Origin of the sequence: Streptomyces sp., from assembly GCF_036566765.1 — a bacterium.
Taxonomy (GTDB): Bacteria; Actinomycetota; Actinomycetes; order Streptomycetales; family Streptomycetaceae; genus Streptomyces.
In genome coordinates, this window is record NZ_DATCVQ010000720.1 from 1 (window position 1) to 20833 (window position 20833).

The 20833-nt window shown below is 72.1% G+C and carries 23 protein-coding genes and 1 tRNA gene; 11 read left to right on the forward strand and 13 right to left on the reverse strand.

Going from position 1 to position 20833, the window contains the following annotated elements; all coding sequences use genetic code 11:
- Nucleotides 1-176: 176 nt before the first annotated feature.
- A complete protein-coding gene (locus tag VIU94_RS41620) occupies nucleotides 177-536 on the reverse strand; it encodes a winged helix-turn-helix transcriptional regulator (protein ID WP_331920416.1) in 360 nt (119 codons plus the stop codon).
- Between the two features lie 119 nt (nucleotides 537-655).
- Here VIU94_RS41620 and VIU94_RS41625 point away from each other — a divergent pair, with 119 nt between their 5' ends.
- Both VIU94_RS41625 and VIU94_RS41630 read left to right on the forward strand, forming a co-directional pair.
- Nucleotides 656-1282 (forward strand): NADPH-dependent F420 reductase, encoded by a 627-nt coding sequence (locus VIU94_RS41625; RefSeq protein WP_331920374.1) that lies wholly within the window; start codon nucleotides 656-658, stop codon nucleotides 1280-1282.
- A 66-nt stretch (nucleotides 1283-1348) separates the two neighbouring features.
- A complete protein-coding gene (locus VIU94_RS41630) occupies nucleotides 1349-2302 on the forward strand; it encodes an NADP-dependent oxidoreductase (RefSeq protein ID WP_331920376.1) in 954 nt (317 codons plus the stop codon).
- A 19-nt stretch (nucleotides 2303-2321) separates the two neighbouring features.
- On the opposite strand, the gene VIU94_RS41635 is transcribed toward VIU94_RS41630, so the two are convergent.
- From VIU94_RS41635 to VIU94_RS41655, 5 genes are read right to left on the reverse strand one after another with little or no spacing between them, the layout of a single operon-like run.
- The gene (locus VIU94_RS41635; RefSeq protein ID WP_331920378.1) at nucleotides 2322-2630 is read right to left on the reverse strand and encodes a DUF202 domain-containing protein; all 309 of its coding nucleotides are present in this window, start codon (nucleotides 2628-2630) and stop codon (nucleotides 2322-2324) included.
- Nucleotides 2627-3022, reverse strand: a complete 396-nt coding sequence (locus VIU94_RS41640) for a YidH family protein (RefSeq protein ID WP_331920380.1) — start codon at nucleotides 3020-3022, stop codon at nucleotides 2627-2629. Before VIU94_RS41640 ends, VIU94_RS41635 begins: the two co-directional genes overlap by 4 nt.
- Before the next feature lie 9 nt (nucleotides 3023-3031).
- The gene (locus VIU94_RS41645; protein ID WP_331920382.1) at nucleotides 3032-3562 is read right to left on the reverse strand and encodes an NUDIX hydrolase; all 531 of its coding nucleotides are present in this window, start codon (nucleotides 3560-3562) and stop codon (nucleotides 3032-3034) included.
- A 49-nt stretch (nucleotides 3563-3611) separates the two neighbouring features.
- A complete protein-coding gene (locus tag VIU94_RS41650) occupies nucleotides 3612-4376 on the reverse strand; it encodes a glucose 1-dehydrogenase (protein WP_331920384.1) in 765 nt (254 codons plus the stop codon).
- Nucleotides 4373-5017, reverse strand: a complete 645-nt coding sequence (locus tag VIU94_RS41655) for a TetR/AcrR family transcriptional regulator (RefSeq protein WP_331920386.1) — start codon at nucleotides 5015-5017, stop codon at nucleotides 4373-4375. The genes VIU94_RS41650 and VIU94_RS41655 overlap by 4 nt, the downstream gene beginning before the upstream one ends.
- 95 nt (nucleotides 5018-5112) lie before the next feature.
- On the opposite strand from VIU94_RS41655, the gene VIU94_RS41660 reads away from it, so the two are divergent.
- Nucleotides 5113-6768, forward strand: coding sequence for an FAD-binding dehydrogenase (locus VIU94_RS41660; RefSeq protein ID WP_331920388.1), 1656 nt, complete (start codon nucleotides 5113-5115; stop codon nucleotides 6766-6768).
- Between the two features lie 64 nt (nucleotides 6769-6832).
- Here the strand turns inward: VIU94_RS41660 and VIU94_RS41665 are convergent, their stop codons facing one another.
- Together VIU94_RS41665 and VIU94_RS41670 are read right to left on the reverse strand one after the other, a co-directional pair.
- Nucleotides 6833-8245, reverse strand: a complete 1413-nt coding sequence (locus VIU94_RS41665) for a GntP family permease (protein WP_331920390.1) — start codon at nucleotides 8243-8245, stop codon at nucleotides 6833-6835.
- 72 nt (nucleotides 8246-8317) lie between these two features.
- Complete coding sequence (locus VIU94_RS41670; RefSeq protein WP_331920392.1) at nucleotides 8318-8842, reverse strand: gluconokinase; 525 nt, start codon at nucleotides 8840-8842, stop codon at nucleotides 8318-8320.
- Between the two features lie 145 nt (nucleotides 8843-8987).
- Here VIU94_RS41670 and VIU94_RS41675 point away from each other — a divergent pair, with 145 nt between their 5' ends.
- The 4 genes from VIU94_RS41675 (at nucleotide 8988) to VIU94_RS41690 (ending at nucleotide 13232) form a co-directional block, all read left to right on the forward strand.
- Nucleotides 8988-9689, forward strand: a complete 702-nt coding sequence (locus tag VIU94_RS41675) for a FadR/GntR family transcriptional regulator (protein WP_331920394.1) — start codon at nucleotides 8988-8990, stop codon at nucleotides 9687-9689.
- Between the two features lie 220 nt (nucleotides 9690-9909).
- Nucleotides 9910-11382, forward strand: a complete 1473-nt coding sequence (locus tag VIU94_RS41680) for an amino acid permease (RefSeq protein WP_331920396.1) — start codon at nucleotides 9910-9912, stop codon at nucleotides 11380-11382.
- 135 nt (nucleotides 11383-11517) lie between these two features.
- Complete coding sequence (locus tag VIU94_RS41685; RefSeq protein ID WP_331920398.1) at nucleotides 11518-12603, forward strand: S-(hydroxymethyl)mycothiol dehydrogenase; 1086 nt, start codon at nucleotides 11518-11520, stop codon at nucleotides 12601-12603.
- Nucleotides 12603-13232, forward strand: coding sequence for an MBL fold metallo-hydrolase (locus VIU94_RS41690; protein WP_331920400.1), 630 nt, complete (start codon nucleotides 12603-12605; stop codon nucleotides 13230-13232). The genes VIU94_RS41685 and VIU94_RS41690 overlap by 1 nt, the downstream gene beginning before the upstream one ends.
- On the opposite strand, the gene VIU94_RS41695 is transcribed toward VIU94_RS41690, so the two are convergent.
- The 3 genes from VIU94_RS41695 to VIU94_RS41705 form a co-directional block, all read right to left on the reverse strand.
- Nucleotides 13216-14148: a pseudouridine synthase gene (locus VIU94_RS41695; RefSeq protein WP_331920402.1), complete on the reverse strand. Its 933-nt coding sequence runs from the start codon at nucleotides 14146-14148 to the stop codon at nucleotides 13216-13218. The two genes, VIU94_RS41690 and VIU94_RS41695, sit on opposite strands and share 17 nt — an antisense overlap.
- Nucleotides 14145-15233 (reverse strand): acyltransferase family protein, encoded by a 1089-nt coding sequence (locus VIU94_RS41700; protein ID WP_331920404.1) that lies wholly within the window; start codon nucleotides 15231-15233, stop codon nucleotides 14145-14147. The genes VIU94_RS41695 and VIU94_RS41700 overlap by 4 nt, the downstream gene beginning before the upstream one ends.
- A gap of 72 nt (nucleotides 15234-15305) precedes the next feature.
- Nucleotides 15306-15393: transfer RNA gene (locus tag VIU94_RS41705), tRNA-Leu, on the reverse strand.
- A gap of 176 nt (nucleotides 15394-15569) precedes the next feature.
- Here VIU94_RS41705 and VIU94_RS41710 point away from each other — a divergent pair.
- From VIU94_RS41710 to VIU94_RS41720, 3 genes are all read left to right on the forward strand, one after another.
- Nucleotides 15570-16895 (forward strand): M20/M25/M40 family metallo-hydrolase, encoded by a 1326-nt coding sequence (locus VIU94_RS41710; RefSeq protein WP_331920406.1) that lies wholly within the window; start codon nucleotides 15570-15572, stop codon nucleotides 16893-16895.
- 190 nt (nucleotides 16896-17085) lie between these two features.
- Nucleotides 17086-17319 (forward strand): chaplin ChpH, encoded by a 234-nt coding sequence (gene chpH, locus VIU94_RS41715; RefSeq protein WP_331920408.1) that lies wholly within the window; start codon nucleotides 17086-17088, stop codon nucleotides 17317-17319.
- 139 nt (nucleotides 17320-17458) lie between these two features.
- Nucleotides 17459-18208 (forward strand): chaplin, encoded by a 750-nt coding sequence (locus VIU94_RS41720; RefSeq protein WP_331920410.1) that lies wholly within the window; start codon nucleotides 17459-17461, stop codon nucleotides 18206-18208.
- A 49-nt stretch (nucleotides 18209-18257) separates the two neighbouring features.
- On the opposite strand, the gene VIU94_RS41725 is transcribed toward VIU94_RS41720, so the two are convergent.
- Nucleotides 18258-18446 (reverse strand): DUF5703 family protein, encoded by a 189-nt coding sequence (locus VIU94_RS41725; RefSeq protein WP_189217267.1) that lies wholly within the window; start codon nucleotides 18444-18446, stop codon nucleotides 18258-18260.
- A 47-nt stretch (nucleotides 18447-18493) separates the two neighbouring features.
- On the opposite strand from VIU94_RS41725, the gene VIU94_RS41730 reads away from it, so the two are divergent.
- Entirely contained in the window at nucleotides 18494-19138 is a 645-nt protein-coding gene (locus tag VIU94_RS41730; protein ID WP_331920412.1) for a hypothetical protein, read from the forward strand.
- Nucleotides 19139-19228: 90 nt separating this feature from the next.
- Here the strand turns inward: VIU94_RS41730 and VIU94_RS41735 are convergent.
- Nucleotides 19229-20833, reverse strand: a 1605-nt coding sequence (locus tag VIU94_RS41735; RefSeq protein WP_331920414.1) for an ATP-binding domain-containing protein, incomplete at its 5' end; no start/stop codon positions are given.

Consider the following 20833-nt stretch of genomic DNA (forward strand, 5'->3'; position numbering starts at 1 on the left):
GGCCCGTGGCTGTGCGCGTGGGTGGGGTGCTCGTGGTGGAGGAGGGTCATGACGTCTCCTCTGTGAGGGGGTGTGATCTCCTCAGGCTAGTCCGAAATGTCCGAGTCGGCCTCGTCCCCGTCCCCGTCCTCGTCCCCGGCCCCGGCCTCGGCCTCGGCCTCGGCCTCGGCCTCGTCTTAGTCCTCGTCTTCGTCCGCGGCCCCGTCCTCGTCCCAGCCCTGCGCAGCGACGAACGCGTCGCCGTACTCCGCCGACCACCGCCCCAGCGCCTCGATCGGCCCGAGCAGCGTCCGCCCCAGCGGGGTCAGCGCGTACTCGACGCGCGGCGGGGCCTCGTCGTACGCGTGCCGCTCCACAAGGCCGTGGCCGGTCAGCCTGCGCAGCGTCTCGGTGAGCACCTTGGCGCTGATCCCGCCGATCGCAGCGCGCAGCTCGCCGGGCCGGCGCGGCCCATCCGCCAGCGCGTACAGGAGCACCGGATTCCAGGTGTTCGCGAGCAGGTCGAACCCGAGCCGGGCCCGGCAGTCGGCCAGCATGCGGTCCGTCACCGAGGCTCACGCACCATTCGGTAACCAGCCCTCTCTCTACCGTCGTTCATGTCGACCGTTCACGTCGATCCATCTCCCCAACCCCTTCACCCTCGCACGGAGCGAACATGCGCATAGGAATTCTCGGCGCCGGAAACATGGCGGAAGCGCTGGGCGGACAGTGGGTCCGTGCCGGCCACGACGTCCTCGTCGGCGGCCGCTCCCCGGAGCGGACCGCCGCCCTCGCCGCCCGGATCGGGGCCCGCGCGGGCACCCTGGGCGAGGCCGCGCGGTACGGCGAGGCCGCGCTGCTCGCCCTCCCGTACGACAGCGTCGTCGGCGTGCTCGACGCCGCGGGCGACCTGCGCGGCCGGGTCCTCGTCGACTGCACCAACGCCGTCGGCCCGGACCTCGCGCTCACCACCGGCCCCGGGCCGGGCGCGGCGCGCCGGATCGCCGCCGCGACCGGCGCGCGGGTGGTCAAGGCGTTCAACCACGTCACGCCCGCCGTGTGGAGCCGTACGCCGCCGGTCTTCGCCGACGGACCGCTGGCCGTCCCGCTCTGCGGAGACGACGAGGACGCCCTCGCCCTGGTCGCCCGGCTGGCCGAGGACCTGGGCTGCGCGCCCCTCGTCGTGGGCCCGCTGGAGCGCGCCGACCTCCTGGAGGCGACCACCGCCTTCCTGATCGGCATGTGGCACTCCGGGCGCGATCCGCGCACCCTGCTGCCCCCGCCCGCCGCGCTCGGCGGCTGACCGGGCGTACCCCGAGCGGGGGGTCCGGGCTTGCGGGGGTCCGGGGGCGGCCCGATGGTTCGGGGTATGAAGGCGATCAGCTACAGCGGGTACGGCGGCCCCGAGGTGCTCGAGTACGGGGACCGGCCGGCGCCCAAGATCGGGCCGGACGCGGTGCTCGTCAAGGTGCGCGCGGCGGCGCTCAACCCGGTCGACTGGAAGGCCCAGGCCGGGCACCTGGACGGGATGCTGGACGCCGTCTTCCCCGTGATCCCGGGCTGGGACGTGTCGGGGGTCGTCGTCCAACCCGGCGTCTCGGTCACCGAGTTCGCCGTCGGCGACGAGGTGATGGGCTATGTCCGGGAGGACTTTCTGTCCCGTGGCACCTTCGCCGAGTACGTCGCCGCGCCGGTGCGCACGCTGGCCCGCAAGCCGCGGAACATGAGCTTCGAGGAGTCCGCCGCGCTGCCGCTGGCCGGGCTCACCGCCTACCAGGCGCTGCATCACGCCCTGAAGGTCCGCGAGGGCGAGACCGTGCTCGTCCACGCGGCGGCGGGCGGCGTCGGCTCCGCCGCCGTGCAGATCGCCCGGCACATGGGCGCGCGGGTGATCGGCGCGGCCCGCGAGGCCGGCCAGGACCGGATCCGCGAACTCGGCGCGGAGCCGGTCGTCTACGACGAGGCGACGTTCGTCGACCAGGTTCGCGCGCTGGCGCCCGACGGCGTGGACGCCGCCCTGGACACCATCGGCGGCTTCTACCTCAAGCTCACCCCCGAGCTCCTCGCGCCCGAGGGCCGGCTGGCCTCCGTCGCGGACGGCGAGGTGATCGGTCTCGGCGGCCGGTACTACTGGGTCCGTCCCGACGCCGAGGACCTGACCGCCCTGGCCCGCCTCGCCGAGGAGGGCGCGCTGACGGTTCGGGTGGCCCGGACGTACCCGCTCGAAGAGACGGCGGAGGCGCAGCGCGCCCACGCGGAGGGCGGACTGAACGGCAAGGTCGTCGTCACCGTCCCGTGGACGGACCCGGGCGAGCCGGACTGACTGCCAGGGGGTCGGCGCCTCACACCACCATGGCCACCGCGAACGCGGCCAGCGCGATCGTCGCGCCCGCCGCCAGCAGCGCGGACCGGCGGGACAGACCACGCGGCCGGGCCGTGCCCAGGCCCTGGATCCGCCGGTGCGCCACCGCCAGGAAGCCCAGCCACACCAGCACCGACAGCGCCGCGCCGAACAGGCCCGCCGGCGTCACCTCGTCGTGGATCGACTGCTTCGCGGCGAACACCGCCACCACCGTCGCCGTCAGGGTCGTCCGCCGCCACGCGAGCCGTGTCCGCTCCGGCTGGAGCCCCGGATCGCGGCCCTGCGTCACCGGCCGGCCCAGCCGAAGATCACGACCACCATCATCGCGAGCGCCACCACGGCCACCACGAGGCTCAACACCGCCGGGAACCGCGACACCGGCAGATCCTCGCCCCGCCGCATCGCCCGCTCGCAGCGCACCCAGTGGTTCAGCGCGCGCAGCGAGCACAGCACACCCGCGCCGATCAGCGCCATCGCGAGCCCCACCCGCACGCCCCAGCGCAGGTCCGGCAGGAACTGGTCGACCGCGAAGCCGCCGCCGACCAGCGCCAGGCCGGTCCGGAGCCAGGCGAGGAAGGTGCGCTCGTTGGCCAGCGAGAACCGGTAGTCGGGGGTCTCGCCCTCCTCCCGGATCCGCTGCGGCGCGAACCACAGGCGCAGGCTCTGTACGAAGTCGCTCACGCGGGCACTTTATATGTCCGGATGTCCGGTCGCCCGGAACGCGAGCAGCCGCTCGTACGCCGCCAGCCCGTCCGGTACCCACTCCCACTCGCCGAGCCGGGCGGCCAGCTCCTCCTCGGTCACGAAGGCGTGCCAGGCCACCTCCTCCGCCTGAGGGTCCACGGGCAGCTCGCAGCGGACCTCGTAGACGGCGGACCACCAGCGGCCGGCGACGCCCTCGGAGTCGTACAGGAAACGGAACAGCGGCCGGGGGCGCGGCAGCCCGCTCACCCCGAGCTCCTCCTCGGCCTCGCGCAGCGCGGCGTCGTCGTACGACTCGCCCGCGCCGACGACCCCGCCGACGAACATGTCGTACCGGGACGGGAAGACCAGTTTGGTCGGGGTCCGGCGATGGACGAAGATCCGGCCCTCGGAGTCCCGGACGTGGATGAAGGTGCAGCGATGGATCAGGCCCCGCGCGTACACCTCGCCGCGCGGAGCCTGCCCGATCACCCGGTCGTGTTCGTCGACGACGTCGAGTACCTCATCGGCAGCGCTCATGTCCCCATGAAATCACCGGGGTACGACACTCACCGGCCCACCGGGCGACTCACTGACCCATCACGTACTTCACCGTCGGACCGGTCGTCCAGCCGCCGTCCACCGCCAGCTCCGCGCCCGTCACGTACGAGGCCGCGTCGGACAGCAGGAAGACCACCGCGCCCGCGATCTCGTCGGCCTCGCCGACCCGGCCCATCGGGGTGTTCGGGTACCTGCCCTCGCCCCGCTCGATGCCGACGGAGGCGGTCATCGGGGTGTACGTCATGCCCGGGTGGACGGAGTTGACGCGGATCTTCGCCGTGCCGAGCTCCACCGCCCCGATCTTCGTCAGCCCGCGGACGCCCCACTTGGACGCCCCGTAACCGGCGGTCAGCGCCAGGCCCATCAGGCCGGCGGCCGAGGAGATGTTGACGATCGAGCCGCCGCCGGCCTCCTTCATCGCCGGGATCGCGGCCTTCATGCCGATGAAGACGCCGGTCAGGTTGATGTCGAGGACCTTGCGGAAGTGCTCGACCGACTCGGTCTCCAGGAAGGCGCCGGTCGATATGCCGGCGTTGTTCACCAGGCCGTGCAGGCCGCCGAACTCGGCGACGGCGTACGCGACGGCCGCTGCCCACTCCTCCTGGGAGGTCACGTCGTGGCGCAGGAAGCGGGCGCGCTCGCCCAGCTCGGCCGCGGTCGCCTCGCCCTCCTCGTCGAGCACGTCGGTGATCACGACGTTCGCGCCGGCCGCGACGGCCTGGCGGGCGGCCTCGGCGCCCAGGCCGCGGGCCCCGCCGGTGATCAGGACGGTCTTGCCGGTGAGGTCGTTCATGCGTGGTCCCTTCGGTCCTGCGCTGCGTCCGGCTGTGCGGCCCGGAGAAGCGCCGTGGTGGTCTCGACGAGGTCGGCGAGGAAGAGCGCCTCGCTCGTGAGCGGTTCGGTGCCGTCGAGGTACTGCCGGGCCCGGTCGGCCATGGCCGCGCCGACGACGGTGAGCGCCAGGTCGAGCCGCTCCAGTCGCAGGGGCTCCGGCAGGCCGGACAGGCACGCCTCGACCCGCTCGATCAGCCGCCAGTAGACGGTGCCGTCGAGCGTGGGATGGGGGGTGCGGGTGCGGACGCCCGACTCGTGGCTGAGCTGGGCGGAGATCCGCAGGCAGCGTCGGCCCCGGTCGGTCCGCAGCTCGCTCGCCTCGGCGGTGATCAGGGCCCCGAGCAGCTCGCGCAGTTCGTCGGGGGCGGTCGCGAGGAGCGGCGCGAGGACCTGCTCCGTACGCTCCTGGCGGCGGGCCATGACCGCGTCGACGAGCCCTTCGCGGGAGCCGAAGTGGTATTGCACGGCCGAGGGGTTGGCCTGCCCGGCCAGTGCGACGACGTCCCGCAGCTGCCCGCCGTGCACGCCCTGAGCGGCGAAGATCTCCTCCGCCGCTCGGATCAGTTTCTCCCGGGTCTCGGGACCCGACGTCCTTGCCATGCCCTCCATTCTAATGCTCGACATTAGAAAACGGGAGGCGTGCGCTCCGGCCCGAACGGTTGACTGGATACAGTCCTGTATCCAAGATGCGGTCCATGTCGTACGACGCTGATGTGATCGTCATCGGGGCGGGCCTGGCGGGCCTCGTCGCCACCGCGGAGCTGGTCGAGGCCGGCCGGAGCGTGATCCTGCTCGACCAGGAGCCCGAACAGTCCCTCGGCGGCCAGGCGCACTGGTCCTTCGGCGGGCTGTTCCTCGTCGACTCGCCCGAGCAGCGCCGGATGCGGATCAAGGACAGCCACGCGCTCGCCCAGCAGGACTGGCTCGGCACCGCAGGGTTCGACCGGGACGAGGACCACTGGCCGCGCCGCTGGGCGCAGGCGTACGTCGACTTCGCGGCGGGGGAGAAGCGCAGCTGGCTGCACTCCCGCGGGGTGCGGTTCTTCCCGGTGGTCGGGTGGGCCGAGCGCGGCGGGTACGACGCGAACGGGCACGGCAACTCGGTGCCCCGCTTCCACATCACCTGGGGCACCGGCCCCGGCCTCGTCGCCCCCTTCGAGGCGCGGGTCCGCGAGGGCGTCGCGCGCGGGCTCGTGACGTTCCGCTTCCGGCACCGGGTGACGTCGCTCGGTCGCACGGCCGGCGTGGTCGACACCGTGAGCGGCGAGGTCCTGGCGCCCTCCGACGCCGAGCGCGGCACCGCGAGCAGCCGCGAGGTCACCGGCTCCTTCGAGCTCCGCGCCCAGGCGGTGATCGTCACCTCCGGAGGCATCGGCGGCAACCACGACCTGGTGCGCAAGCAGTGGCCGGAACGCCTCGGCACCCCGCCCGCCCGGATGCTCTCCGGCGTGCCCGCGCACGTCGACGGCCTGATGCTGGGCATCGCGGAGGACGTCGGCGCCCATCACATCAACCGCGACCGGATGTGGCACTACACCGAGGGCATCGAGAACTGGAACCCGATCTGGGCGAAGCACGGCATCCGCATCCTGCCCGGCCCGTCCTCCCTCTGGCTCGACGCGACCGGCAGGCGGCTGCCCGTACCGCTCTTCCCCGGCTTCGACACCCTCGGCACCCTCGAACACATCATGCGGACCGGCCACGACCACACCTGGTTCGTGCTCGACCAGAAGATCATCGGCAAGGAGTTCGCCCTCTCCGGCTCCGAGCAGAACCCCGACCTCACCGGCAAGTCCGTCCGCGACGTGATCGGCCGCGCCCGCGCCGACGTCCCCGGCCCGGTGAAGGCCTTCATGGACCGGGGCGCGGACTTCGTCGTCGAGAGGGACCTCTCCGCCCTCGTCCGCGGCATGAACCGGATCACCGGCGAGGACCTGATCGACGAGGCGCGGCTGCGTGACGAGATCACCGCCCGCGACCGCGAGATCGCCAACCCCTTCACCAAGGACCTCCAGGTCACGGCGATCCGCGGGGCCCGCAAGTACCTCGGCGACAAGCTGATCCGCACGGCCGCCCCGCACCGGATCCTGGACCCGAAGGCCGGCCCGCTGATCGCCGTACGGCTCAACATCCTGACCCGCAAGTCCCTCGGCGGCCTGGAGACGGACCTGTCCTCGCGGGTGCTCAAGGAGGGCGGCGAGGTCCTGGAGGGCGTGTACGCCGCGGGCGAGGCGGCGGGCTTCGGCGGCGGCGGCGTCCACGGCTACCGCTCGCTGGAGGGCACCTTCCTCGGCGGCTGCATCTTCTCCGGCCGGGCGGCGGGCCGCGCTGCGGCGCAGGCGGTGGGCTGATGTCACGACGAGGCCCCGGAGCGCGAACGTCCGCGCTCCGGGGCCTCGTCGTGACCGGGCGCCGCTACAACACCAGCGACAGCAGCAGCACGAAGACGATGCCGACGACCGAGATGATCGTCTCCATCACCGACCAGGTCTTGAGCGTCTGGCCGACGCTCATGCCGAAGTACTCCTTCACCAGCCAGAACCCGGCGTCGTTGACATGGCTGAAGAAGAGCGAACCGGCGCCGATCGCGAGCACCAGCAGCGCGGTCTCGCTGGTCGACATGCCCTCGGCGAGCGGGGCCGCCAGGCCGGCGGCGGAGATCGTGGCCACCGTCGCGGAACCGGTCGCGAGCCGGATCGCGACCGCGATCAGCCAGGCGAGCAGCAGGGCGGGTATCGACCAGTCCTTGGAGAAGTCCAGGATCATCTGGCCCACCCCGACGTCGATCAGGGTCTGCTTGAAGCCGCCGCCCGCGCCGACGATCAGCAGTACGCCCGCGATCGGGGCGAGGGACTTCTCGACGGTCGAGGCGATCCGGTCCTTGCCGAAGCCGGCCGCGCGGCCCAGCGTGAACATGCCCACGATCACCGCGGCGAGCAGCGCGATCAGCGGCGAGCCGATGACATCGGTGACCTTCTGGACCGCGTTCTCCGGGTCGTCCACGACGATGTCGACCAGCGCTTTGACCAGCATCAGGACGACGGGCAGCAGCACCGTGGCGACGGTCGCGGCGAAGCCCGGGCGCTTGTCCAGGTCCTCGGACGGACGCTGGGCCCCCTCAAAAGAGTTCAGCATCTTCTCGGGCACCGGGACGTCCACCCAGCGGGCGGCGTACCGGGAGAACAGCGGACCCGCGATGATCACGGTCGGTATCGCGACCACGATGCCCAGGGCCAGCGTGACGCCCAGGTTCGCGCCGAGCGCGTCGATGGCGACCAGCGGGCCGGGGTGCGGCGGGATGAGGCCGTGCATCACCGACAGACCCGCCAGCGCCGGGATGCCGATGCGCATGAGCGAGTAGTTGCCGCGCTTGGCCACCAGCAGCACCACCGGGATCAGCAGCACGATGCCGACCTCGAAGAACAGCGGCAGGCCGATCACCGAGGCGATCAGCACCATCGCCCACGGCATGGCCCGTCCCCGGGCCTTGGCCAGGATCGTGTCGACGATCTGGTCCGCGCCGCCGGAGTCGGCGAGCAGCTTGCCCAGGATCGCGCCGAGCGCGATCAGCACGCCGACGCTCGCCACCGTCTTGCCCAGGCCCGTGGTGAACGAGTCGATCGTCGCCCCGAGCGGCGCCCCGGCGAACGCGCCGAGCGCCAGCGACCCGATGGTCAGCGACAGGAAGGCGTGCAACTTGAACTTGGTGATGAGCAGGACGATGACGGCGATGCCGGCGAGCACGGCGATGCCGAGCTGGGCGTTGCCGGCCGAGGTGATCGGCTCGGCCGCGTCCGCTGCCAGCATCTCGGCGCTGAGTCTGGTCACGGGGTTCCTTAGGGAGGCAGGGGGGAGCGGCGCGCCGCGGCGGGGGACGGACGCGGCGCGTGGGGACGGGGGTCAGGCGGCGAGCCGGCGCAGCGCGCCGACGGCCCGCCCGGTGATCTCCTCGGGGGAGCCGGAGACGTCGACGGCGACACCGGCCTCGTCGCCCTGCAGCGGCTGCAGGGCGGCGAACTGCGAGTCGAGCAGCGCGGTCGGCATGAAGTGACCCTTGCGGGCCGCCATCCGCTCCTCGATCAGCGCCCGGTCACCGGTCAGATGCAGGAACACCACGCCCGGCGCGGCCGCCCGCAGCCGGTCCCGGTAGCTCCGCTTCAGCGCGGAGCTGCTCACCACCCCGCCGAGCCCGTGCCGGTCGTGCGCCCACCGCCCGATGGCGTCGAGCCAGGGAGCGCGGTCCGCGTCGTCGAGCGGGATGCCGGCCGACATCTTCGCCACGTTCGCCTCGGGGTGGAAGTCGTCGCCCTCGGCGTACGGGACGCCGAGCGCCTCGGCCACCAGCGGACCGATCGTGGTCTTGCCGGTGCCGGCGACGCCCATCACGACGACGACCCGGGGGGCCGTGCGAGAGATGGTGCTCATGGGGGTGCCTCGCGTTCTTCGCTGTCTTCGTCGACAGATTTCCGTCGCGCTCATGAAACCCATTGAGTACGACGTATTCAAGAGCCTGTGACATTAAAGTCATACTTTTAGTTCCCGGCCTCGGCGCGCCCGTAGGCTGATCACCATGACGACACCGGCCTCGGGCCTTCATCCGCAGGTTCTGGCCACCTTGGGCCTCGCCATCACGGCCGGTGAGTATCCGCCGGGGAGCGTGCTGCGGACCGATGAGCTCGCCCAGCGCTTCGACGTCTCGCGGACCGTGATCCGCGAGGTCGTGCGCGTCCTGGAGTCGATGCACCTCGTCGAGTCCCGGCGCCGGGTCGGCGTGATCGTCCTGCCGACCGAGGCGTGGAACGTGTACGACCCCCAGGTCATCCGCTGGCGGCTGGCCGGCGCCGACCGGCCGCGCCAGCTCCGCTCGCTCACCGTGCTGCGCTCCGCCGTCGAACCCGTCGCCGCCGGGCTCGCCGCCCTCCACGCCACCCCCGAGCAGTGCCGCGAGCTCACCGAGGAGGCCCTCGGCATGGTCGCCACCTCGCGCGGCCGCCGGCTCGAGGAGTACCTGGTCCACGACATCGCGTTCCACCGGGTCGTGCTCAACGCCTCCGGCAACGAGATGTTCGCCCGGCTCGGCGACGTCGTCGCCGAGGTCCTCGCCGGCCGCACCCACCACCAGGTGATGTTCGAGGACCCCGACCCGGCCGCTGTCACCCTCCACGTCCAAGTCGCCGAGGCCGTACGGGAGAAGGACGCCGAGCGGGCCGAGCGGCTCACCCGCGAGATCGCCGTCGGGGCGCTCAAGGAACTGGACGTCCTCGCTCCGTAGCCGGCCGGAAACGGGGGCGTCAGCTCGAATCCGCCCCGGAACTACCTCTGCGTAACCTCAGAAGTAGCTCAAAGATGGGCGATCAGTGACTTTGGTCACTGTCAGTGAGGGGTGCTTGCCCCGAGCATGTCCGATGGCCGCGCACGCGCAGAGGGACGATCTCCCCGAGCCGGGCCCGGGTACCGCACAGACCTCCCCCCTCACGAAGGCGAACAACTCCATGAGTGACCGCATCTCCACTGCGGCCGACCCGCTGTCCGCCACCCCGGCGGCGTCCGCGGCATCGCAGGCCTCCCCCCACGTGGACGCCGGCGACGCCGGATACCGCAAGGACCTCAAGTCCCGGCACATCAACATGATCGCCATCGGCGGCGCGATCGGCACCGGCCTGTTCCTCGGCGCCGGCGGCCGCATGGCGAACGCGGGCCCCTCCCTCTTCATCGCGTACGCGGTCTGCGGCGTCTTCGCCTTCTTCGTGGTGCGGGCCCTCGGCGAGCTGGTGCTCTACCGTCCCTCCTCCGGCGCGTTCGTCTCCTACGCCCGTGAGTTCATGGGCGAGAAGGGCGCCTACACGGCCGGCTGGCTGTACTTCCTGAACTGGTCGACCACCGCCGTCGCCGACATCACCGCGGCCGCGACCTACGCCCACTTCTGGGCCATGTTCAGCGACGTCCCGCAGTGGATCCTTGCCCTGATCGCCCTCGCGGTCGTGCTCGCCGCCAACCTCATCTCCGTGAAGTACTTCGGCGAGATGGAGTTCTGGTTCGCGATCGTCAAGGTCGCCGCGCTGGTCGTCTTCATGCTCGTCGGCATCTTCCTCGTCGTGACCTCGCACGACGTCGGCGGCCACACCCCGGGCCTCGCCAACATCACCGACAACGGCGGCATCTTCCCCAACGGCGTCATGCCGATGCTGCTGCTGATCCAGGGCGTCGTCTTCGCCTACGCCTCCGTCGAGCTGTGCGGCGTCGCCGCCGGCGAGACCGAGAACCCCGAGAAGGTCATGCCCAAGGCGATCAACTCGATCATGTGGCGCGTCGGCGTGTTCTACGTCGGCTCGGTCATCCTGCTCGCGCTGATCCTCCCCTACACCGCCTACTCCGGCGACCAGAGCCCCTTCGTCACCGTCTTCGACAAGCTCGGCATCCCCGGCGCCGCCGGCGTGATGAACCTCGTCGTCCTGACGGCCGCGCTCTCCAGCCTGAACTCCGGCCTGTACTCCACCGGCCGCATCCTGCGCTCCATGTCGCTGGCCGGCTCCGCGCCGAAGTTCACCGGCGTCATGAACAAGGGCGGCGTCCCGTACGGCGGCATCCTGCTCACCGCGGGCTTCGGCGTCATGGGCGTGGCGCTCAACTACGTCATGCCGGGTGAGGCGTTCGAGCTGGTCCTGAACTTCGCCTCCATCGGCATCATCGGCACCTGGGCGATGATCATGGTCTGCTCGCTGCTGTTCCACCGCCGCGCCAACCAGGGCAAGCTCACCCGCCCCGGCTACAACATGCCCTGGGCCCCGTACACCCAGATCCTGACGCTCGTCTTCCTGGCGGCCGTCGTGGTCCTGATGTGGATGGACGGCGGCGTCGGCCGCACCACCGTCAACTGCCTGCCGCTCATCGCGGCCGCGCTGGTCGGCGGCTGGTTCCTGGTCCGCGGCCGGGTCCGCCGGGCCGCCGCAACCCACCAGGACTGACGTTCGCCCCTCACGGATTCCCCCACGGGAGTGCGAGACCCCCGCAGGCGTGGCCTGCGGGGGTCTCGCGCTTCGTCAGGAGACAGTGGTACCCAAGAGCCTTACAAGATCCTGTCCGAGGAAGGGAAGTTCACGATGCCGCAGCAGGTCCAGGGGGTCATCGCCCCCGGCAGGGACGAACCCGTACGCGTCGAGACGATCGTGATCCCCGACCCCGGCCCCGGCGAAGCCGTGGTGAAGATCCAGGCGTGCGGTGTCTGCCACACCGACCTCCATTACAAACAGGGCGGCATCAACGACGAGTTCCCCTTCCTCCTCGGCCACGAGGCGGCGGGCGTCGTCGAGTCCGTCGGCGAGGGTGTCACGGACGTGACCCCCGGCGACTTCGTGATCCTCAACTGGCGCGCGGTGTGCGGCGCCTGCCGGGCGTGCCTGCGCGGCCGCCCGTGGTACTGCTTCGACACCCACAACGCGCGGCAGAAGATGACGCTGCTCGACGGCACGGAGCTCTCGCCGGCCCTCGGCATCGGCGCGTTCGCCGAGAAGACCCTGGTCGCCGCCGGCCAGTGCACCAAGGTCGACCCCGCCGTCGCCCCGGCCGTCGCCGGGCTGCTCGGCTGCGGCGTGATGGCCGGCATCGGCGCGGCGATCAACACCGGGAACGTGAGCCGCGGCGACACCGTCGCCGTCATCGGATGCGGCGGCGTCGGCGACGCGGCGATCGTCGGCGCCCGGCTCGCCGGCGCGGCCCGGATCATCGCCGTCGACATCGACGACCGCAAGCTGGAGACCGCCCGCACCATGGGCGCCACCCACACCGTCAACTCCCGCTCCACCGACCCCGTCGAGGCGATCCGGGAGCTCACCGGCGGCTTCGGCGCCGACGTCGTCATCGAGGCCGTCGGCCGCCCCGAGACGTACAAGCAGGCCTTCTACGCCCGCGACCTCGCGGGCACCGTCGTCCTCGTGGGCGTCCCCACCCCCGAGATGCAGCTCGAACTCCCGCTGCTCGACGTCTTCGGCCGGGGCGGAGCGCTCAAGTCCTCCTGGTACGGCGACTGCCTGCCGTCCCGCGACTTCCCGATGCTGATCGACCTGCACCAGCAAGGCCGCATCGACCTGGCCGCCTTCGTCACCGAGACCATCGGCCTCGGCGAGGTCGAGAAGGCCTTCGCCCGCATGCACGAGGGCGACGTGCTCCGCTCGGTGGTGGTCTTCTGATGGCCGCCCGCATCGACCGCCTGGTCACCTCCGGCACGTTCTCGCTCGACGGCGGCACCTGGGAGGTGGACAACAACGTGTGGATCGTCGGCGACGACACGGAGGCGATCGTCGTCGACGCCGCCCACGACGCCGACGCGATCCTCGCCGCGCTCGACGGCCGCGCCCTGCGCGCGATCGTCTGCACCCACGCGCACGACGACCACATCGACGCGGCCCCGGCCCTCGCCGCCGCCACCGGCGCACGGATTCTGCTGCACCCCGACGACCAGCCGCTGTGGAAGCGGACCCACCCCGACCACAGCCCGGACGGCGATCTCGCCGACGGCCAGGTCCTGACCATCGCCGGCACGGACCTCAAGGTCCTGCACACCCCTGGTCACGCCCCCGGCGCGGTCTGCCTCTACGCCCCCGACCTCGGCACCGTCTTCTCCGGCGACACCCTCTTCCAGGGCGGCCCGGGCGCGACGGGCCGGTCCTTCTCCCACTTCCCCACGATCATCGACTCGATCCGCGGGAAGCTGCTCACCCTGCCGCCGGAGACGGTCGTCCGCACCGGCCACGGCGACACCACCACGATCGGCGCCGAAGCCCCGCACCTCGAGGAGTGGATCAGCCGCGGCCACTGAGCCGCAGCCGGCTCTCGAACGTCCTGACGTCGCCCGTGATCGGGTCGGGGAACTCCAGCGTCCGTGCCAGAAGTCGCAGCGGACGCGCGAAGTCCTCCGGCCCGTCCGGACGGACCACCGGGTAGACCGGGTCGTCCAGGATCGGGATCCCCAGCGCGTTCATGTGCACCCGCAGCTGGTGGGTGCGCCCGGTCACCGGCGTCAGCCGGTACCGGGCGAGCCCGCCGTCCAGCCGCTCGAACAGCTCGATGCGGCTCTCGCTGTTGGGCTCGCCCGGCTCCTCCTGGGCCGCGAGCACCCCGCGCTCCTTCACGATCCGGCTCCGCACGGTCACCGGCAGCGCGAGCCCCGGTTCGTACGCGGCCACCGCCTCGTACTCCTTGCGCACCAGCCGGTCCCGGAACAGCGTCTGATACGCCCCCCGGTCCTCCGCCCGCACCACGAACAGCACCAGCCCCGCGGTCAGCCGATCGAGCCGATGCGCGGGCTGCAACTCCGCCAGCCCCAGCTCCCGCCGAAGCCGCGCGAGCGCGGTCTCGGTGACATGCCGCCCCCGAGGCATGGTCGCCAGAAAATGCGGCTTGTCGACGACGACGATCCGCTCATCGCGATGCACGACACCGATCTCGAAGGGCACCCGCTCCTCGACGGGAAAGTCCCGGTGGAACCAGAGATGGCTTCCGGCCGCATAGGCCGCGCCCCCGTCCACGGCGCCCCCGTCACCCCCGACGAACCGCCCGCCCGCCAACATCGCGTCCACCCCGTCGACCCCGATGGCCCCACCGAACCGCGCGACGAGATGATCCCGCACGGTCACCCAGCTCCCACCGGGATCGTCCGGCAGCCGCACCCGCACGGGATCGATCCCGTTCCGCTGGGGGAGCGGGGACGCGGGGGCCTTGGTCCTGCGTCTCACCGGCGCCGGGCCCGCTTTCCGAGGAGCAGCCGCCGGCCGGGCAGTTCGACCCGCTCGTACAGGGCCCACGCCAGCACCAGCGAGACACCGAAGGCCGCCGCGGTGGCAAGCAGCGCCGGCGCGGCCGAAAGCTTGGGATGTACGCCGAGGAACACCTCACAAGTCTGCATCACCAGGATGTGGATCATGTAGAAGGCGAAGGACCACTCGCCGAGGCGGACCAGCGTCGGGCGGCGCCACAACGACGGCGTGCCCCGCACATCGCTCAGGGCGGCCGCGCTGATGAGACACACCAGGCCGATCACCGTGCAGGCCGCGAAGCGGTACGGACTGGCGACCTGGTACGTGAGGAAGTACCCGATCACGGTGAGCGCGACGGACGCCTCAAGCCCCGGGCCCCGCCACCGGCCGAGCTGGACCAGGCGGCACGCCACGACGCCGAGGCAGAACTCCGGCAGGCGGGCCGCCGGGAAGGACAGCAGGACCCAGTCGAAGCCGAAGTGCAGCTTCACCCACGGAATGACCAGTACGGCGGCGCCCGCCAGCGCCAGTACGGCCCACAGCCCGCGAGGACCGAGCCGGCGCACCCCGGCGTACAGCGCGGGGAACAGGGCGTAGAAGAACGCCTCGCACGCCAGCGACCAGCTCACCGGGTTCAGCGCCTGCCACCACTCCACCCTCCAGGTGCTCACGAGCAGCAGGTTGGCCGCCGCCTCCCAGCGCCCCGGGCGCAGCTCGGGTATCAGCGTGAGCGCCAGGACGACGGCGATCGCCGCGGTGACCAGATGCAGGGGATAGATCCTGGCCAGCCGGCGGCGCCAGAACATCAGCACGCGGTCGCCGGGCCGTGCCGACCAGGCGAGCACGAAGCCGGACAGGACGAAGAAGAAGGAGACCCCGACGTTGCCGGCGGCGAAGGCCCAGCCGACCAGGGCCTCGCCCTCGCCGAAATACCCGAACTTGTGCACGTGGTACAGGAAGACCACGAGCGCGGCGAACCATCGCATTCCGGTCAGTGACGGCAGCTGGCCGCCGAGGGTCTGGCCCGCCGTGGCGGTCCGGGCCGACTGGGTCAGCAGCGTCACGTAAAGCCCCCGCAGTACCTGTTGTGCGTCGTCGTACGAAGAAGGGCCCCACAGTAATGTGGGGCCCTTCGCTGGTGTCCGAGGGGGGACTTGAACCCCCACGCCCGATAAAGGGCACTAGCACCTCAAGCTAGCGCGTCTGCCATTCCGCCACCCGGACAAGGTGTCTGTCGTTGCGGCCTGGGCCGTTCCGACGTGGAAAACCATAGCAAACATTCGGGAGGGTCGATCACCACCCCTGTTCAGGCCGGGGTCGCTCTTGGGGGGTGGGGGCGGGCGCGGGAGGATGTGGGGGACCAGCGGCAGTGATGGGGCAGTGAAGTGGGAGGAAGCAGCGTGAGCGAGTCGAACACGACCCGAGGCGTCACGGGCGAGGACGAGGTCGTCGACCTCTGTCGGGACCTCATCCGCATCGACACCAGCAACTACGGCGACCACTCCGGCCCGGGCGAGCGGGCGGCGGCCGAGTACGTGGCCGAGAAGCTCGCCGAGGTCGGCCTCGAGCCGAAGATCATCGAGTCGCACAAGGGGCGCGCCTCCACGATCGCCCGGATCGAGGGTGAGGACCCGTCCCGGCCGGCCCTGCTGATCCACGGCCACACCGACGTCGTCCCGGCCGACGCGGCCGACTGGACCCACCACCCCTTCTCCGGCGAGGTCGCCGACGGCTGCGTCTGGGGGCGGGGCGCGGTCGACATGAAGGACATGGACGCGATGACCCTCGCGGTCGTACGCGACCGGCTGCGCAGCGGCCGCAAGCCCCCGCGCGACATCGTGCTGGCCTTCCTCGCCGACGAGGAGGCGGGCGGCACCTACGGCGCCCGGCACCTCGTCGACAAGCACCCGGATCTCTTCGAGGGCGTCACGGAGGCGATCGGCGAGGTCGGCGGCTTCTCCTTCACGGTGAACGAGAACCTGCGGCTCTACCTGGTCGAGACGGCGCAGAAGGGCATGCACTGGATGCGCCTCACCGTCGAGGGCACCGCCGGGCACGGCTCGATGACCAACAACGACAACGCGATCACCGAGCTCTGCGAGGCGGTCGGCCGGCTCGGCCGGCACACGTGGCCGGTGCGGGTCACCAAGACCGTGCGGTCCTTCCTGGACGAGCTCTCGGACGCGCTCGGCACCCCGCTCGACCCCGAGGACATGGACGCCACCCTCGCCAAGCTCGGCGGCATCGCCAAGATGGTCGGCGCCACCCTGCGCAACTCCGCCGCCCCCACCATGCTCGGCGCCGGCTACAAGGTGAACGTGATCCCGGGGCAGGCCACCGCGCACGTCGACGGGCGCTTCCTGCCCGGGTACGAGGAGGAGTTCCTGGCCGACCTCGACCGGATCCTCGGCCCGCGGGTGAAGCGCGAGGACGTGCACGGCGACAAGGCGCTGGAGACCAGCTTCGACGGGGACCTGGTGGACGCCATGCAGCTCGCGCTGCGCGCCGAAGACCCGATCGCCCGGGCGGTCCCGTACATGCTCTCCGGCGGCACCGACGCCAAGTCCTTCGACGACCTCGGCATCCGCTGCTTCGGCTTCGCGCCACTCCAGCTGCCGCCGGAGCTGGACTTCGCCGGGATGTTCCACGGCGTCGACGAGCGGGTGCCGGTCGACGGGCTGAAGTTCGGCGTGCGCGTGCTCGACCGCTTCATCGACGCGTCCTGACCTCGACGTTCTGACCTCGACGTCCTGACGTCGACGTCGCGGGCAAATTCGAAGGCCGAATTCGTCCACGCGTTTGGCTTTGACCGGAAAGAGTGAATGAACTCATAGGCTCGTAGCCCCAATAGCTCCTCCTCGTTACAGGTGGTGCGGTCCGCGGCAAGTGGGACCGCATTGCCAACAAGGAGGAATAATGATCAAGAAGGTCGTCGCTGCTGCGGCTGCCACTGGCGGTCTCGTTCTCGCGGGCGCGGGCATGGCCGTTGCCGACGCGGGTGCCCAGGGTGCCGCCATCGGTTCCCCCGGCGTGCTCTCGGGCAACGTCGTTCAGGTGCCGGTTCACGTCCCGGTGAACGTGTGCGGCAACACGGTCTCCGTGATCGGGCTGCTGAACCCCACCTTCGGCAACACCTGCTACAACGTCTGACGTTGAGTCTCGACCCCCTGGGGGTCTGAGCCGGGCCGGCCCCGGAGTGCGTGCCATGCACTCCGGGGCCGGTGGGCATTCCGCCTCCGGGCATCGTGCCGGGAGGCATTTCCGAGAAGCCGAAAAGGCAGGACAATCTATGCGACAGGTCACGCGCAAGGGCCTGATCACCGTGGCGGCCGCGGGCGGGGTATTCGCAGCCCTCGGCGGCGGTTACGCGCACGCCGACGCGAATGCGGACGGCGGCGCGAAGAATTCCCCGGGCGTCGCGTCCGGCAATTCCGTTCAGGTGCCGGTGCACGTGCCGGTGAACGCCTGTGGGAACACCGTCAACGTCGTCGGCGTGCTGAACCCCGCGTTCGGCAACAAGTGCGCCAACGTCTCCACGCCGGGCTCGAAGCCGGGCGGCGGCGGTAGCGGCTCGTCCGCGGGCGGCCACACCAGCAACTCCCCGGGCGTGGGGTCCGGCAACAATGTCCAGGCGCCGATCGACGTGCCCGTGAACGCCTGCGGGAACAGCGTCACCGTGATCGGGGCGGGCAACGCCACGTACGGCAACGAGTGTGCCAACGGCGTCGAGCCGTCCACCCCGGGACACCCGGGCGAGCCGACCGAGCCGGGCGAGCCGAGTGAGCCGGGGAACCCCGGGCACCCGAGCGAGCCGGGCAACCCGGGCAACCCCAACAACCCGGGTGAGCCCGGCAACCCCGGGACGTCCGGCGGGTCGAACACGCCCGGTACGCACACGATCACTCCGCCGAAGGGCGGCGGCGAGGAGCTCGCGGAGACGGGTGCGGGCGGTTCGCTCGGCCTGATCCTCCCGGCCGGCGCAGGGCTGCTGCTCGGCGGCGCGATCCTCTACCGCCGCGCCCGCGCCTCCGCGCAGTAACGGCGGGACGACGCAGAGGGGCCCCGCACGGCGGGGCCCCTTCTCTGTCTCACCAGGTGGCGCGGAGCTGGCGGATGATGCGCCGGCGCAGTCGCACCCTGCGGCTGCCGTCCCGGAGCAGACTCAGCCGGTCCAACTCCCAGTGTCCGTACTCGGCATGATCGGTCAGGAGCCGTGTCGCCTCCTTGCGGGAGACGCCTCGCGGCACGTACACGTCGACAAATTCGTATTCCGGCATCGCATCTATTGTGCGGGCACGGGCCCGGTACGGATAGCGTCTGTCCTATGTCTGATGCTGCGCAGCCCACCGCTGCCGAGGTACGCGCCGCCGCCGAGGCGGTCAAAGCCGCACTGGACCGCCACCTGGAGGCCGTCGAGCGCCGCTCCGGTGACGACGACCCGGCCGTCTACGAGGCCTTCAACGCCCTCGCCGCGGCGGCCGAGGCCTACGACGAGCGGCTCTACGACCGGTACGACGAGGTCACCCCCTTCGAGATCCCCGGCTCCGAGGACGCGCTGCCGCCCTACGCCGGTCCCGAGGAGCCGCATGCACTGAGCGTGCTGATCCGGCGCGACTACGCCGTGGTGGAACCGCAGCGGCTGCTCGCCCAGGCCCAGCGGATCGCGGACCTGGAGGCGGACGAGGACGGCCCCGAGAGCGCCGCGGTGGTCGGCGCGAGCACCCACGCGGCGCTCGGGGTGCTGTTCGGCGAGTACGAACCGGACGAAATCGCCTCCCGGCACAAGGAGTTCGGTCTGGAGGAGGGCGACTCCACGCTGTGGGTCTCGGCCGCCGAGGAGCTGCCGGACCCGGGGGAGTGGCTGGAGGCCCCGTTCGAGCAGGCCGACCCGGAGCGGATCGTGTGCCGCTTCGACGTCAGCGCGGTCTTCGACGACGAGCTGCCGGACGAGAACCCCGAACGGGACTGACCGCCCGGGCACGCGGACGACGGAGGAGGGGCGGGACACCCGGTGTCCCGCCCCTCTTCGTTGTGTCCGCCGCCTTCGCCCGGCCGCGGGCTACTCCTCCTCGGGAGCGGCGAGCAGCGCCTCCAGGAGCGGCCGCAGCCGGGTCGTACGGGGAGGGGTCAGGCCCTCCGCGACCGCGCGCGGCAGCGCCTGGTCCACGCCGTGCACGACCGAGAGATGCCGCTCGGCCCGGCTGAACGCGGTGTACACCCAGGCCCGACTGAGCCCCTGCGCCGCGTCGCCCGGCAGTACCGCGACCACCGCCGGCCAGCGCATCCCGGCCGCCTGGTGCGCGGTCAGCGCCCAGCCGTGCCGCACCGCCGACTCCACCCGGTCCTTCGGTACGAGGACCTTCTCGCCGTCGCAGTCCAGGTGCACGCCCTCGGCGTCGGCCGAGACCACCGTGCCGGTCACCGTCCGCCCGGGCGCGGGGGAGTGGGCCACGCGGTCGCCGGGGTCGAAGCCGCCGAAGCGGCCGGGGCCCGGGTTGAGCCGCTGCTTGAGCGCGGCGTTCAGCGCGCGGGTGCCGGCCGAGCCGCCGTGCCCGACCGTGATCACCTGGGTCTGCTCGGCGGGGACGCCGATGGCTCGCGGCACCGAGTCCGCGACCAGCTGGACGGTACGGTGCACGGCCTCGCCCGCGTCCCGCACCGGGACGATCACGACCTCCTTGCCGGGGGCCTCGACCTGCGTGAGCTCGCCGACGCCGATCCCGGAGACGAGCTCGCCGAGCGGGCCCGGGTCGGGCGTGCGGGAGGCGACCTGCGGGCAGACCCGGGCCGCCAGCACATCGCCGAAGACCCGGCCCGCCCCGGCCGAGCCGAGCACGCCCGGGTCGCCGCTCAGGAGCAGCCGGCAGCCGTCGGGCAGCGCCTCCACCAGCATCGCGGCGGTCTCCACGTCCAGCTGCGGGGCGTCCAGGACGGCCAGCAGGTCGAGCGCGAGCGCGCCGTCCTCGTCACGGTCGAGACCCGCGGCCCCGGACAGCAGGTCCGCCACGGTCACCGCGCCCGCTTCCGCGCCCAGCCGGCCGCGGCCGTTCTCGGCGTGCACCGCGAGGGCGGTGCGCAGGCCGCGCTCCCGGGCGGCCCGGACCAGCGCGAGGGGCTCGGCGCGGGCGGCCTCGCCGCCGGTGTGCGCCACCAGACCGTGCGCACCGCAGGCGCGGGCCAGCTCGCCGCCCTCCCACTCGGCCGCGGTGACCGTCTTGGCCAGCCGGGCCAGGCCGTCGGCGAGGCTCTCCTCGGCGAGGGCGTACCGGTCGAGGCCGAGCAGCACGGGGACCGGCGGGCCGGCCTCCTGCGCGGGCTCCGCCTCCGGCGCCTCGTCGCCGTCCTCGTACTCTTCCGCCTCCGGCTCCTCGGGGTCCTCCTCCTGGAACACGAGCACCGCGCCCTCGGCGACGGCCTGCTGGACCGCCTCCTCCGGGTCCGGCACGGCCCGCTCGGCGAGCGCGGCGCGGACGGTCGAGAGCTCCAGGGCGGTGTGCCCCTGGACCGCGGCCCGCTCCAGCAGCCAGCCGACCAGGGCGGCGGCCCGGCGCGGGTCACCGGGGCCCGCCTCCCCGCCGAGCAGCGCCCGGGCGAAGCCGTCGGCCTTGTCCGGCTGGACGCCGGGCACCGTGAGCAGCTGCCAGGGGTCCTCGCGCAGCGCCTC